Source organism: Paenarthrobacter sp. OM7 (assembly GCF_029873575.1).
Lineage (GTDB): Bacteria > Actinomycetota > Actinomycetes > Actinomycetales > Micrococcaceae > Arthrobacter.
In genome coordinates this window covers 2,494,786-2,508,306 of the sequence record NZ_CP123579.1, presented here as the reverse complement: position 1 = coordinate 2,508,306, position 13,521 = coordinate 2,494,786, and the positions used below count along the sequence as shown (strand labels likewise).

Genomic DNA, 13,521 nt, shown 5'->3' with positions numbered 1-13,521 from the left:
CCATCACTAAGACAAGGACGTCACCATGAATCAATACGTCATCGCCATTGATCAGGGCACCACCAGCTCCCGCGCCATCGTGTTCGACCACTCCGGCAACATCGTCTCCACCGGCCAGATGGAACACGAGCAGATCTTCCCGCAGGCTGGCTGGGTTGAGCACAACCCCGCCGAAATCTGGAACAACACCCGGGAAGTTATTGCCTCCGCCCTGTCCAAGGCGAACCTGACGCGGCACGACATCGCCGCCGTCGGAATCACCAACCAGCGTGAAACTGCGGTTGTCTGGGACAAGAACACCGGTGAGGCTGTCTATAACGCCATCGTCTGGCAGGACACCCGCACCCAGCCGATCGTGGACCAGTTGGCCCAGGACGGCGGGCTCGAACGCTTCAAGCAAAAGGTGGGCCTGCCACTGGCCACCTACTTCTCCGGCACCAAGATCAAGTGGATCCTGGACAACGTCGACGGTGCCCGCGAACGTGCGGAGGCCGGCGACCTCCTGTTCGGCAACACCGACGCCTGGGTTCTGTGGAACCTGACCGGAGGTGTGGACGGCGGCGTCCATGTCACCGATGTCACCAACGCATCCCGCACCCTCTTCATGGACCTCGAGACGCTCCAATGGGACCAGGAAATCCTGGACGTCTTTGGCGTTCCGGCCTCCATGATGCCGGCCATCAAGTCCTCCTCCGAGGTCTACGGCCAGGTCCACACCTCCCAGCTCCTTCGGGAAACTCCGGTAGCAGGCATCCTGGGCGACCAGCAGGCGGCCACCTTCGGCCAGGCAGCCTTCCAGGCCGGCGAAGCGAAGAACACCTACGGCACAGGCTGCTTCCTGATCTTCAACACTGGCGAGGAAATCGTTCACTCCAAGAACGGCCTCCTCACCACGTTGGGATACAAGCTGGGCGACGCCAAGCCGCACTACGCCCTGGAAGGTTCCATCGCGGTCACCGGTTCCTTGATCCAGTGGCTCCGCGACAACCTGGGCATGATCAGCTCCGCTCCGGAAGTTGAGGACTTGGCTGCGGGTGTCAAGGACAACGGTGGCGTGTACATCGTCCCCGCCTTCTCCGGCCTCTTCGCGCCGTACTGGCGCGCGGACGCCCGCGGCGCCATCGTCGGCCTGACCCGTTTCGCCAACAAGGGCCACATTGCCCGCGCCGCGCTGGAAGCAACTGCCTTCCAGACCCGCGAGGTGCTGGACGCCGTCAACGCGGACTCGGGTGTTCCGCTCACCGAGTTGAAGGTCGACGGCGGCATGGTCGCCAACGAGGCACTCATGCAGTTCCAGGCAGACATCCTGGGCGTACCGGTGGTCCGTCCCAAGGTGGTGGAAACCACGGCCCTCGGCGCTGCCTACGCGGCGGGTCTCGCCGTCGGATTCTGGAAGGACCTGGGTGAGCTCAGCGCCAACTGGAACGAAGACAAGCGCTGGGAACCGCAGCTGCCGGCAGAAGAGCAGGAGCGTCAGCTGCGGCTCTGGAAGAAGGCAGTGACCAAATCAATGGACTGGGTCGACGAGGACGTTAAGTAGTCTGACCTCGACAGAGGTTCCGGGGACTCCCGCCCGCCCGCTTCGCGGTGCCCGCCACACCATGGCGCGGAGTCCCCGGAACCTCTTGGGCGTACGGACGTCTTGCACCCGGCCCACGGGTTTGGTGGGGTAAGGTATTTGTATGCGTGAGATCCTTCTGCTTAGCTAGCCGCCCGGCTTTTATCAGCCGTGCGGCCGCCCCTCCATTGTTGAGGGGCTTTTGTGTGTCCGGGGCAATCCGGGACCGCAGCAGGAGGCAAAACCGCCATCGAAGAACAGAAGAGGGCAGCAGTGAGCGTTCAGCCGGAGACAGAGACCGGAACAGCACAGACAGCCGCAGCTGAAGCGCCTGAAGAGGGCGTCTACAGCTTCGCGGCGATGGAAGCCAAGTGGCCGCAAGTCTGGGAAGACCTCAAGGTCTTCACGCCTGCCGACGACGGTTCGCGGGAACGGCGCTACGTGCTGGACATGTTCCCCTACCCTTCCGGTGACCTGCACATGGGCCACGCCGAAGCATTCGCGATGGGCGACGTGGTGGCGCGATACCTGCGCCAGAAGGGCTTCGACGTCCTGCACCCCATCGGTTGGGACTCTTTCGGCCTCCCCGCGGAGAACGCCGCGATCAAGCGCAACGCGCACCCCAGCGAGTGGACCTACGCGAACATCGACACCCAGGCGGCGTCGTTCAAGCGATACGCCATCTCCGCCGACTGGTCCCGGCGCATCCACACCTCGGATCCCGAGTACTACCGGTGGACGCAGTGGCTGTTCAAGCGCTTCTACGAGCGCGGACTGGCCTACCGCAAGGATTCGCCGGTCAACTGGTGCCCCAAGGACCTCACCGTCCTGGCGAACGAACAGGTTGTCAACGGCGCCTGTGAACGCTGCGGCACACCCGTCACCAAGAAGTCGCTGAACCAGTGGTACTTCAAGATCACCGACTACGCTGACCGCTTGCTGGAGGACATGGACCAGCTGCAAGGGCACTGGCCCGAGCGTGTCCTGGCCATGCAGCGCAACTGGATCGGCCGCTCTGAAGGCGCGCACGTGCGGTTCGTCATCGAAGCCACGGAAGAGCGTGCCGAGCGCGAAGTCGCGGTCTTCACTACCCGTCCTGACACTCTCTATGGCGCAACGTTCTTTGTTGTTGCAGCAGATGCGCATCTGGCGCTGGACCTGGTGACTCCGGAACAGCACGACGAACTCATGGCGTACCGCGAAAAGGTCAAGGCGCTCTCCGAAATTGAGCGCCAGTCCACCGAACGCGAGAAGACCGGCGTCTTCACCGGCCGTTACGCCATCAACCCGCTCAACGGCGAGAAGCTCCCGGTATGGGCCGCTGATTACGTGTTGGCCGACTACGGTACGGGTGCCATCATGGCCGTGCCTGCGCATGACCAGCGCGACCTCGACTTCGCCAAGGCCTTCAACCTGCCCGTCCGGGCAGTGGTGGAAACAGGCGCCGAGGATCCCGCAGAGACCGGCGTGGCCACTGCCGGCGAAGGCACACTGAAGAACTCCGGCGACTTGGACGGCTTGTCCAAGTCCGAGGGCATTCCGGCAGCGATCGAGATCCTCGAGAAGCTGGGAACCGGCGAGAAATTCGTCAACTTCCGTTTGCGTGACTGGCTGCTGAGCCGTCAGCGTTTCTGGGGTACGCCCATCCCCATCATCCACTGCGGCGAATGTGGCGAAGTTCCCGTCCCCGATGACCAGTTGCCCGTCAGGTTGCCCGATAACCTGCGGGGTGAGGCGCTCTCGCCCAAGGGGACCTCCCCGTTGGCCGCCGCCGTCGAGTGGGTCAATGTTGAGTGCCCCAACTGCGGCCGCGCTGCGCAGCGCGATACCGACACCATGGATACGTTCGTGGACTCGTCCTGGTACTTCCTGCGCTTCGTGTCCCCGGACTACACCGAGGGCCCGTTCGATCCTGAAAAGATCAACAACTGGATGCCGGTCGGGCAGTACGTAGGTGGCGTTGAGCACGCCATCCTGCACCTGCTGTACGCCCGCTTCTTCACCAAGGTCATCAAGGACATCGGCCTGATCGAAGCCAATGAACCGTTCTCGGCGCTGCTCAACCAGGGCCAGGTGCTCAACGGCGGCAAGGCCATGAGCAAGTCCCTCGGCAACGGTGTGGACCTCGGCGAGCAGTTGGACAAGTTCGGCGTCGACGCCGTGCGCCTCACCATGGTCTTTGCCTCCCCACCGGAAGACGACGTCGACTGGGCCGACGTTTCGCCGTCGGGTTCTGCCAAGTTCCTGGCCCGGGCCTGGCGGCTTGGCCAGGACGTCAGCAGCGAGCCGGGTGTGGATCCGGCTGCTGGCGACCGCGTACTGCGCACTGTCACGCACAAGACCATCGCCGATGCCGCGGAACTGTTGGACAACAACAAGTTCAACGTCGTGGTGGCCCGCCTGATGGAGTTGGTGAACGCCACCCGCAAGACCATTGATTCCGGCGCAGGTGCCGCAGACCCCGCCGTACGCGAAGCGGTGGAAGCCGTAGCGGTCATCCTGAGCCTGTTTGCTCCGTACACAGCCGAGGACCTGTGGAACACCCTGGGCCACCCTGCTTCCGTAGCGAATGCAGGCTGGCCGAAGCACGACGAAGCATTGCTGGTGCAGGATACCGTCACCGCTGTGGTTCAGGTGCAGGGCAAGGTTCGCGATCGCCTGGAAGTGTCGCCTGACATCACTGAGGACGCCTTGCGGGAACTTGCCCTGGCTTCGGAAAACGTCCAGCGTGCCATGGACGGTCGCGGCATCCGGACCGTGATCGTCCGGGCACCTAAACTGGTGAACATCGTCCCCGCCTAGCAGGGACAATGCGGCCGCCGGCAGTCTGCCGGCGGCCGGCCATCATCTTTGGAGGTTGCGTGCCTGAGCGAGAACCACCCGCATGGATATGGCTCAAGGAAAGAGTGGCGCGCCTTAGGCAGCCCACTGCGCCGGTTCCAGCAGCTGACGTACCGTTGGCCGCCGTCGTCAAGACAGCAGTCGTCACGGATTCGGCGGCTGCGCTACCCACGGACTGGGTCTCGGCGTTTACCGCCGACGGACGGCTCGCTGTTGTTCCCATGCCCGTCATGGTGGGGAACGAAATTTATGGCGAGGGCGAAGACGACATCACCCAGACTTTATCGCTGGCCCTGGCCTCGGGTGCCTCGGTGAAAACGTCCCGGCCATCACCCGGACAATTCGAGCAGGCCTACCTCGCTGCCCAGCGTCGCGGTTTCGAGTCAGTGGTGTCCATCCACATTTCTTCCGAGCTCTCCGGAACCGCCGATGCTGCCCGACTGGCTGCGGCCCGCGTCAGCATTCCGGTGGAAGTGGTGGACTCCCGCACGGTGGGCATGGCGCAGGGCATGGGGGTCCAAAGTGCCGTGGTTGCTGCTGCCGATGGGCAAGAGGCTGCCGAAGTCCGTGGTTTCGCCGAGCGGCGCATGGAGCGCACCAAGGTCTACTTCTACGTGCCCAGCCTGGAACAGCTACGCCGTGGTGGGCGGATCGGTGCCGCAGCGTCCCTGTTGGGTACGGTCCTCGCCATCAAGCCCATCCTGGCCGTCGACGGCGGCAAGATCGTTCCGCTGGAAAAGGTCAGGTCCGCCGTGCGCGCCGTGGCTCGCTTGGAGGAGATCGTTGCAGCGGATGTTGCTTCCCGCCCGGCCGGACAGCAACGCCTGGCTGTACATCACTTTGGCAACCAGATGGAGGCCGAAGCCCTGGCCGCCCGGCTGAACGAGAAATGCCCCGACTGCCCGCCGCCGCAAATCAGTGCCTTGCCTGCCGTCCTGGCGGCTCATGCCGGCCTGGGGGTTCTGGCTGTCATTGTGGGGGAGAGCAGCACGCCAACGGACTGATTATCCGGCTGTTTATCCACATAGCCCATGTAGGGCGGACTGACCCTGCGGCGCCGGCCATAAGCTCATTTCATGCCACGCTGGAACCGGGATTCGTCCCCAGATGCCGCAGCGACGGCAGCACGGCAGCGCTTTACCTCCCGATTGGCCGGAGAGACCCTGGCTTCTCCGCTGTTGGAGTTGCCGGACAATTATCCTTCTGTTCCAGTTGGCGACGAGGAAGACCCCGGAGACCTCCTTCGCAGATCCCGTCTTCGATGGCGTGCCCCTTGGCGCGTAGCGGTACTCCTGGCGGTGGTAGGGGCAGGCCTCATCGGGTGGCATTTATGGCAGTCTTCCCTGGGCCAGCCAACATCAGAACCGTTGGATTCTTCCACGTCTGTTGGCCCCGTTGTGCCGGGTTCGTCAGAATCGCCGCAACCAGTGGGTTCGGAGTCCCAGGGGAGCCTGATTGTTCACGTGGCGGGGGCCGTGCAGCAGCCCGGCGTCGTCACTTTGCCGCTGGGTAGCCGCGTCTTCCAGGCCATTGAGGCCGCCGGGGGTGCAGCGCCAAACGCCGAACTCGGCGGGCTGAACCTTGCCGAGGTGCTCAGCGATGGAGCCAAGGTTGCCGTTCCAGTAGCGGGGGAAGCCCCGCAGGGCGCCCCGTCTGCGATTGCTGGCAGTACTGGCACTGGCAGTTCCAGCGGCGGGGCCACGAAGGTCAACATCAACACTGCCACCTTGGAGGAGTTGGGGACATTGCCCCGGGTGGGGCCCGTCACTGCCCAGCGGATTCTGGACTGGCGGAAAGACCATGGACCGTTCGCCTCGGTGGACGAACTGGATGCCATTGATGGGATTGGGCCCAAGCTCATGGAGTCCCTCAAAGACCTTGTGACGGTGGAGGGTGGCTGAGTCCGTGGGAGGTCCGGAAGCGGGAAAACGCATAGACCTGAGGCTCGTGCCGATGGTGGTGGTGACGTGGTCTGCAGCGCTGGCAGGTGGCCGCATGGATGCGGTCTGGTCGGCTGTGGTGGCGGTTGCACTGGGCTTGTTTGGCGGAGTGTTCCTGGTGGTGGGGCATCGCCAGGGGCCGTCCGGAGTGCGGCCCCGAACACTGTGGGCCACCCTGGCCCTCGCGTGTGTCCTGGGCGCCGCTGTTGCGGTTCATTGTGCTGTCATCGCCGACAACCGTGAGAACGGACCACTGGCCCCGGCGATGTCCGCCGATGAGGGGGTCGTCGTTCACCTTCTCATTACGGGCAGCCCCACACCGGTGCCTTCACCTGCGCCTTCAAGTGACGACAGGTGGATGGTTGATGCGGGTCTGATTCATCTCACGTCCAAGGGAAACGTGATACGTGGAACTGCCGGCATCGTTGTGTCGGGCGGTGCTGCCTGGCGGAATGTACGGGCGGGGCAGAGAGTCAGAACAACCGGAACGCTGAAACAGGTGCGGGAAGGGCAATCCGAAGCTGCGCTTCTCAGCGCGTCCTCTGACCCCGTCGTCACCGGATCCGGGTTCGATGCCCGACAGACAGCGGCCGACGTGCGGAAAGGGTTTGTCTCCGCTGCTGACTGGCTGCCTCCGGACGCGTCCGGGCTGCTCCCTGGAATGGTGACGGGCGATACCAGCGCGCTGCCGGAAAGCCTGGAGGCGGCAATGAAGACTACGGGAATGACTCACTTGACGGCGGTCTCGGGAGCCAACTGCAGCCTCATTCTGGGTGGCTTCATTTTGTTGGCACGGTGCTTCCGGTTGGCGCGCCCGGCAGCAGGGGCTTTTGCTGCGTGCGGGCTGGTGGCATTCGTCACCATGGTGGGGCCGGATCCCAGCGTCCTACGGGCCGCAGTCATGGGGACAGTGGGGCTGGCTGCCCTGGCGGGTGGTCTGCGCGGACGGTCCTTGTCCTTCCTCTGCCTCGCCACAACCATCCTGCTGCTGTTGGACCCGGCCATGGCGGCCAACGTGGGGTTTCTCCTCTCGGTTCTGGCGACGTTCGGAATTGTGCTGCTGGCGGCGAGAATTGCGTCGTGGATCCCTTCCTGGGTGCCACGGTGGTTGGCTGCCGGGGTTGCCGTGCCGTTGTCTGCCCAGCTGCTGTGTGGCCCGGTGATCGTGGCACTTCAGCCACAGTTCACCACATTCGCGCTGATTGCCAACGTGGTAGCAGGCCCGTTGGTGGCTCCGGTGACGATTTTCGGCACAATTGCCGTACCTTTGGCAACACTTCTTCCCTGGCTCGCGGTGGTGCCCATCGCTGTCTCCGGGACCTGTGCTGGGTTGGTTGCGGGAGTGGCGCGGCTTTTTGCCGGCCTGCCAGGGGCTGCCCTGCCGTGGGCAGAGGGGCCGGTTGGAATAGTGGCCATGGTGCTCTCATCCTTGGTGACCGTCCTGGTTGTTTGGATGGTGCTGCGCCCTGCGCAGGTGATGGGTCACGTCATGGGACTTCATGGCGCTGTAGTGGCGCTCCTTGATCGCTTGGTGATCGTCCGGGGGCGTAGGGGCGGGCTGCCGACGGAGACGCCGCAAGGATCTGTGCGCTGGCGTTGGAGAGGGCCTTCCTGGAGACCAAGGCTGACTGGGCAGAAGCACAAAACCAACTCAGAGGTGAAGAATTGGCGACGCACCTAATCTGCAGCCCTCGGCCGCCTGCACCGAGCCGCCCCCAAGGGGCGAGAAGCGGTTGGACGCCGCCAGGGCGTCAGGCACCTCCGAACACCAAATCCCACCCCCTGCAAAACATGGCAGACTTGAATCCTGCAAAGAAACGTCCGGAAGGAACCACCTGTGGCTGCTGCCCAAAATACCCGGGCCAAGAGCGTCGCGGCGAACACCGTCAGCTGGCGGGATGCGGCACCGGCCGCCGTCGTCCTGGTCATGGGACCAGAAGAATATCTCGGTATCCGGGCCGTGGACGGCATCCGGGCCCAGGTGCGAACCACCACCCCTGATGTCGAACTGAGCAGACTCAACGCGGGCTCCTACGAGGCCGGATCCCTGGCGATGACCGTCACGCCATCCCTCTTCGGTGAGGGGAAGCTCATTGAGGTCGATGGCCTCGAGGCCATGAATGATGCTTTTCTGGCGGACGGACTGGCCTACCTCCAGCACCCGGACCAGGACGTTGTCCTGGTCTTGCGTCATGCCGGGGGCGTTCGTGGCAAGAAGCTGCTCGATGCCGTGAAGTCCGCTGGCTGGCCCGTCATTGATTGCCAACCGTTGAAGAAGGACTCTGACAAAACCGCGTTCGTCGTCTCCGAGTTCAGGGCCGGAGGGCGACGCATTGAGGGCGATGCTGTCCAGGCCCTGGTGAACGCAGTGGGCGCAAACCTTTCCGAACTTGCAGCAGCGTGCAACCAGTTGATCGCCGACGCCACTACCGCCGTGACGGCGGAGACCGTTGAACGCTACTACGGCGGCCGGGTTGAGGCGACGGCCTTCAAGGTTGCGGATGCTGCGATGGCTGGTAATGGGCCGGTGGCACTGTCCACGTTGAGGCATGCCTTGGCCACCGGGGTGGATCCGGTTCCCTTGGTTGCGGCACTGGCGGCCAAGCTGCGGACGCTGGCCAAAGTTGCAGGGGCCAATGGTTCTCCAGCCACCATCGCCAGGAATCTGGGAATGCAGCCGTGGCTTGTTGAGCAGGCGCAGCGGGATGTCCGGCGATGGACTCCCGAGGGCCTGATCCGTTCCATCCAGGTCATCGCAGAAGCGGACGCGCAGGTGAAGGGTGAGTCGCGGGACCCTGTCTACGCAGTGGAGCACGCGGTGACTGTAATTGCCATGTCAGCCAGCCGACGTTGATGCCAGTCAGCGGCGGCATCGCCGCCACTGATACAGCCGCTTAAACCCAAAGGCCGGCACCCAACGGGTGCCGGCCTTTTGATCAGCTCAGTCGAACTGGAAAAACCTTAGAGTGCGTTGACCTTCTTGGAGATCGCAGACTTGCGGTTTGCAGCGTTGTTCTTGTGAATAACGCCCTTGCTGACAGCCTTGTCCAGCTTGCGGCTGGCAGCAGCAAGTGCAGTTCCAGCAGCATCCTTGTCAGCAGACTCAACGGCGGTGTTGACGGCGCGGATGGCCGTCTTCAGCTCGGACTTGACTGCGTTGTTGCGCAGGCGAGCCTTCTCGTTGGTGAGGATGCGCTTCTTCTGGGACTTGATATTAGCCACGTATGAACTCTCTTTTTAATGCGGAAATGGTCTAGAGGGTTTTCAGGTTGGCCATCGACTGAGCGGCGTGGGGATGCCTATGGCAGCCAACCATGTATGGCCGTCGACCTGCACGGACACACAGCTATAAAGGATAGCAGAAAGTCCGGGCTCTTCGGGAACTGGGCCCCCGGTCCGGCTATTGCCGTTCTTGGAGGGCCCGTGCGACCTCCCGGAATTGCGGTTTTCCCAAAACGGCGCCTTCGCGCCGGATCGCACCAGGATCGAGGCGGATAATGCGCCCAACGTTGATTTCGCTGGGCCTGCCCTGCCGATCCCAAGGGCCGGTTCCTATATCAACATAGTCGTCCGCGCGTGCGCCATTGTCGTGGTCCTTGGAGGTCAGCATAAGACCCAACAGCCATTCGCGATCCCGGCCCACCAGGAGTACGGGCCGGTCCTTGCCTTGTGTGTGGTCCTCTTCGTAGGGAACCCAACCCCAGACAATCTCGCCGGGATCCGGCTGACCATCTGGCTTGGGGGAGTAGCTGACCTTGAGGGAACCGCGAAAATCGCCCGGGTAAGAACCTGGCTGGCGTACGACGTCGGACTGCCGGGTTTGTGTCCTGCGGGCACCTGCCGGTGTGGCTGCTTTAGTGCTGTTGCCACCGAGGGCTTTGAATGATCGCAGGATGAGTTTGCCCAAAGGGCGCAAGTCGAAAGCCATGTGACAACGCTACAGCTGCGTGGAGCTGACACCTGGGCAGGCAATGTACGGCGAAGCGCAGGTTCATGGGAGACTAGAGGATCAGATGCGCGGCGTGTTCCGGCTGGCCTATGCCCAGCTCCGGGAATTGCCGTGTGAGTGTCGACAGTAAGGATCCTGCGTGTCTCCCATGGCCCGCACCGCACCGGTGCCCGCCGCAACAGATCCGGCCATCATCCGGAACTTCTGCATCATTGCCCACATTGACCACGGTAAGTCCACCTTGGCCGACCGCATGCTGCAGTACACCGGCGTCGTTAAGCAACGCGACATGAAGGCCCAGTATCTGGACCGCATGGATATCGAACGTGAGCGTGGCATCACCATCAAGTCCCAGGCTGTTCGCATGCCGTGGGAACTTGATGGCAACAGCTATGCACTGAACATGATCGATACTCCCGGCCACGTCGACTTCACCTATGAGGTTTCCCGCTCGCTCGCCGCTTGCGAAGGCGCAGTGCTGCTGGTGGACGCGGCCCAGGGCATCGAGGCCCAAACCCTTGCCAACCTGTATCTGGCAATGGAGAACAACCTCACCATCATTCCTGTGCTGAACAAGATCGATCTTCCGGCTGCCCAGCCCGAGAAGTACGCGGCAGAGCTTGCCAACCTCATTGGCGGTGACCCCGAGGACGTCCTCAAGGTCTCCGGCAAAACCGGTGTGGGTGTTGAGGCGCTGTTGGACAAAATTGTCCGCGACCTTCCTGCTCCCGTTGGCGATCCCAATGCGCCGGCCCGCGCCATGATTTTCGACTCCGTCTATGACACGTACCGCGGCGTCGTGACGTACGTCCGCGTGGTGGACGGCATGCTCCACCCGCGCGAACGCATTCAGATGATGTCCACCCGGGCAACGCACGAGCTCCTGGAGATTGGTGTCAGCTCTCCGGAGCCCACGCCATCCAAGGGCCTGGGGGTCGGCGAGGTGGGATACCTGATCACCGGCGTGAAAGACGTCCGCCAGTCGAAGGTTGGCGATACTGTCACCAACCTGGCCAAGCCTGCCTCGGAGTCGCTCAGCGGCTACGCCGACGCCAAACCGATGGTCTTCTCAGGTCTCTACCCGCTGGACGGAACGGACTACCCTGTCCTCCGCGACGCCCTCGAAAAACTGATGCTTAACGACGCCGCACTGGTTTACGAACCCGAGACGTCCGCAGCACTGGGCTTCGGTTTCCGCGTCGGGTTCCTCGGTTTGCTGCATCTGGAAATTACCCGTGAGCGCCTTGAACGTGAGTACAACCTGGACCTCATCTCCACGGCTCCCAACGTGGAATACGAGGTGACACTGGAGGACAAGAAGGTCATCCATGTCACCAACCCCAGCGAGTACCCCACGGGCAAGATCTCCGAAGTTCGCGAGCCTATGGTTTCCGCCACCATCCTGGCTCCGAACGAGTTTGTTGGTTCCATCATGGAACTCTGCCAAAGCCGCCGCGGCCAAATGCGCGGCATGGATTACCTGTCCGAGGACCGAGTGGAACTCCGCTACTGGATTCCCCTTGCCGAGATCGTGTTCGACTTCTTCGACCTCCTGAAGTCCAAAACCCGTGGTTACGCCTCGCTGGACTGGAAAGCCGACGGCGAGCAGGTTGCAGACCTCGTCAAGGTGGACATCCTGCTGCAGGGCGAACAAGTGGATGCCTTCAGTGCCATCACCCACCGCGACAAGGCCTACGCCTACGGTGTCATGATGACCGGCAAGCTCCGTGAGCTCATCCCGAGGCAGCAATTCGAGGTGCCCATCCAGGCGGCCATCGGATCGCGAATCATCGCCCGTGAGAGCATCCGGGCCATCCGCAAGGACGTTCTTGCCAAGTGCTACGGCGGTGACATCACCCGTAAGCGCAAACTGCTGGAAAAGCAGAAGGAAGGCAAGAAGCGCATGAAGATGGTGGGTCGCGTGGAGGTTCCCCAGGAAGCATTCATCGCAGCACTGACCACCGACGAGTCCAAGGACAAGGCCAAGAAGTAGATGCCCAGCGTCCTACCTTTGGGCGATCCGGCGCCTGCGGACGGAGTACTTCCCCCGCAGGTGCTGGATGGCGTCGAGCACCGCAACTTCGGGCTCTACGTCCATATCCCGTTTTGCGCCGTTCGCTGCGGCTACTGTGACTTCAATACCTATACGGCCACCGAGCTTGGCGGCGGGGCCTCCCAGGATGCCTACGCCACAACCGCGGTGTCCGAACTCGACTTCGCGGCTCTGGCACTGGAGGCCTCAGGGCTGCCCCGGCGGCGCATGAGCACAGTCTTCTTTGGAGGCGGTACGCCCACGCTCCTCCCCGCGGAAGACCTTGCACGAATCCTGCGGGCCGCCGTCGACCATTGGGGGCTTGAGCCCGGTGCCGAGGTAACCACCGAAGCCAATCCGGATTCCGTAACCCCTGAGTCCCTGAAGGTGCTGGCCGATGCCGGATTCACCAGGGTTTCGTTTGGCATGCAGTCGGCTGTGCCGCACGTGTTGAAGGTCCTTGACCGGACCCATACCCCCAGTCGCGTGCCGCTTGTGGTCCAGTGGGCCCGTGAGGCCGGACTCGCGGTGAGCCTGGACCTTATTTACGGTACGCCGGGGGAGTCCATGGCGGACTGGCGGTTGTCCCTTGAAACAGCACTGTCCTACGAGCCTGACCACATCAGCGCCTACGCATTGATCGTGGAGGACGGCACCAAGTTGGCGGCCCAGATCCGCCGCGGCGAAGTGCCCGGAATTGACGACGACGATCATGCAGCCAAATACGAGTTGGCTGATTCGTTGATCTCCGCAGCTGGTTTGAACTGGTACGAGGTCAGCAACTGGTCCCGGACACCCGATCAAGCGTGCCGGCACAATCTGGCCTACTGGCGCGGCGATGACTGGTGGGGCATCGGCCCCGGTGCGCACTCCCACGTAGGAGGTGTCCGGTGGTGGAACGTTAAGCACCCCACAGCGTACGCAGGACGGTTGGGTGCGGGAAGCTCACCGGCGGCAGGCCGGGAGACCCTCGACGCCGAAACCCGGGAAGTCGAACGCATCATGCTGGAAGCACGGCTCGGTACAGGGCTTGAAGTAGATGCCTTGGACGCGGTTGGCCGCCATGCAATGGCAGGGCTGATCGCCGACGAGCTGGTTGATCCCGTGCAAGCGTTCAAAGGCCGGTTGACCCTTACGCTGAAGGGCCGGCTGCTGGCTGACGCCGTAGTCCGGCGGATTCTCCCCGACTAACCCCCAGCCG

The 13,521-nt window shown here is 63.0% G+C and carries 10 protein-coding genes; 8 read left to right on the top strand and 2 right to left on the bottom strand.

What is annotated here, in order from left to right:
- The first annotated feature begins 25 nt into the window (after window positions 1-25).
- The 6 genes from glpK to holA all read left to right on the top strand — a co-directional run bounded on the left by glpK (window position 26) and on the right by holA (window position 9,193).
- Window positions 26-1,540: a glycerol kinase GlpK gene (gene glpK, locus QEH68_RS11535; protein WP_207593650.1), complete on the top strand. Its 1,515-nt coding sequence runs from the start codon at window positions 26-28 to the stop codon at window positions 1,538-1,540.
- 291 nt (window positions 1,541-1,831) lie between these two features.
- Window positions 1,832-4,360 (top strand): leucine--tRNA ligase, encoded by a 2,529-nt coding sequence (gene leuS, locus QEH68_RS11530; RefSeq protein ID WP_280622916.1) that lies wholly within the window; start codon window positions 1,832-1,834, stop codon window positions 4,358-4,360.
- A gap of 8 nt (window positions 4,361-4,368) precedes the next feature.
- Window positions 4,369-5,403, top strand: a complete 1,035-nt coding sequence (locus QEH68_RS11525; RefSeq protein ID WP_280622915.1) for a DegV family protein — start codon at window positions 4,369-4,371, stop codon at window positions 5,401-5,403.
- A 72-nt stretch (window positions 5,404-5,475) separates the two neighbouring features.
- Window positions 5,476-6,300 carry a helix-hairpin-helix domain-containing protein gene (locus QEH68_RS11520; protein WP_207593647.1) on the top strand — a complete coding sequence of 275 codons (825 nt, stop codon included), beginning with the start codon at window positions 5,476-5,478 and terminating at the stop codon, window positions 6,298-6,300.
- Complete coding sequence (locus tag QEH68_RS11515) at window positions 6,293-8,020, top strand: ComEC/Rec2 family competence protein (protein ID WP_280622914.1); 1,728 nt, start codon at window positions 6,293-6,295, stop codon at window positions 8,018-8,020. The genes QEH68_RS11520 and QEH68_RS11515 overlap by 8 nt, the downstream gene beginning before the upstream one ends.
- A gap of 156 nt (window positions 8,021-8,176) precedes the next feature.
- Window positions 8,177-9,193 carry a DNA polymerase III subunit delta gene (gene holA, locus QEH68_RS11510; protein WP_280622913.1) on the top strand — a complete coding sequence of 339 codons (1,017 nt, stop codon included), beginning with the start codon at window positions 8,177-8,179 and terminating at the stop codon, window positions 9,191-9,193.
- A gap of 107 nt (window positions 9,194-9,300) precedes the next feature.
- On the opposite strand, the gene rpsT is transcribed toward holA, so the two are convergent.
- Window positions 9,301-9,561: a 30S ribosomal protein S20 gene (gene rpsT, locus QEH68_RS11505; protein ID WP_207593645.1), complete on the bottom strand. Its 261-nt coding sequence runs from the start codon at window positions 9,559-9,561 to the stop codon at window positions 9,301-9,303.
- A 178-nt stretch (window positions 9,562-9,739) separates the two neighbouring features.
- Window positions 9,740-10,267 carry a type II toxin-antitoxin system PemK/MazF family toxin gene (locus QEH68_RS11500; RefSeq protein WP_280622912.1) on the bottom strand — a complete coding sequence of 176 codons (528 nt, stop codon included), beginning with the start codon at window positions 10,265-10,267 and terminating at the stop codon, window positions 9,740-9,742.
- A 160-nt stretch (window positions 10,268-10,427) separates the two neighbouring features.
- On the opposite strand from QEH68_RS11500, the gene lepA reads away from it, so the two are divergent.
- Window positions 10,428-12,281, top strand: a complete 1,854-nt coding sequence (gene lepA / locus QEH68_RS11495) for a translation elongation factor 4 (RefSeq protein ID WP_011774924.1) — start codon at window positions 10,428-10,430, stop codon at window positions 12,279-12,281.
- A complete protein-coding gene (gene hemW / locus QEH68_RS11490; RefSeq protein ID WP_207593642.1) occupies window positions 12,282-13,511 on the top strand; it encodes a radical SAM family heme chaperone HemW in 1,230 nt (409 codons plus the stop codon).
- Window positions 13,512-13,521: the final 10 nt, after the last annotated feature.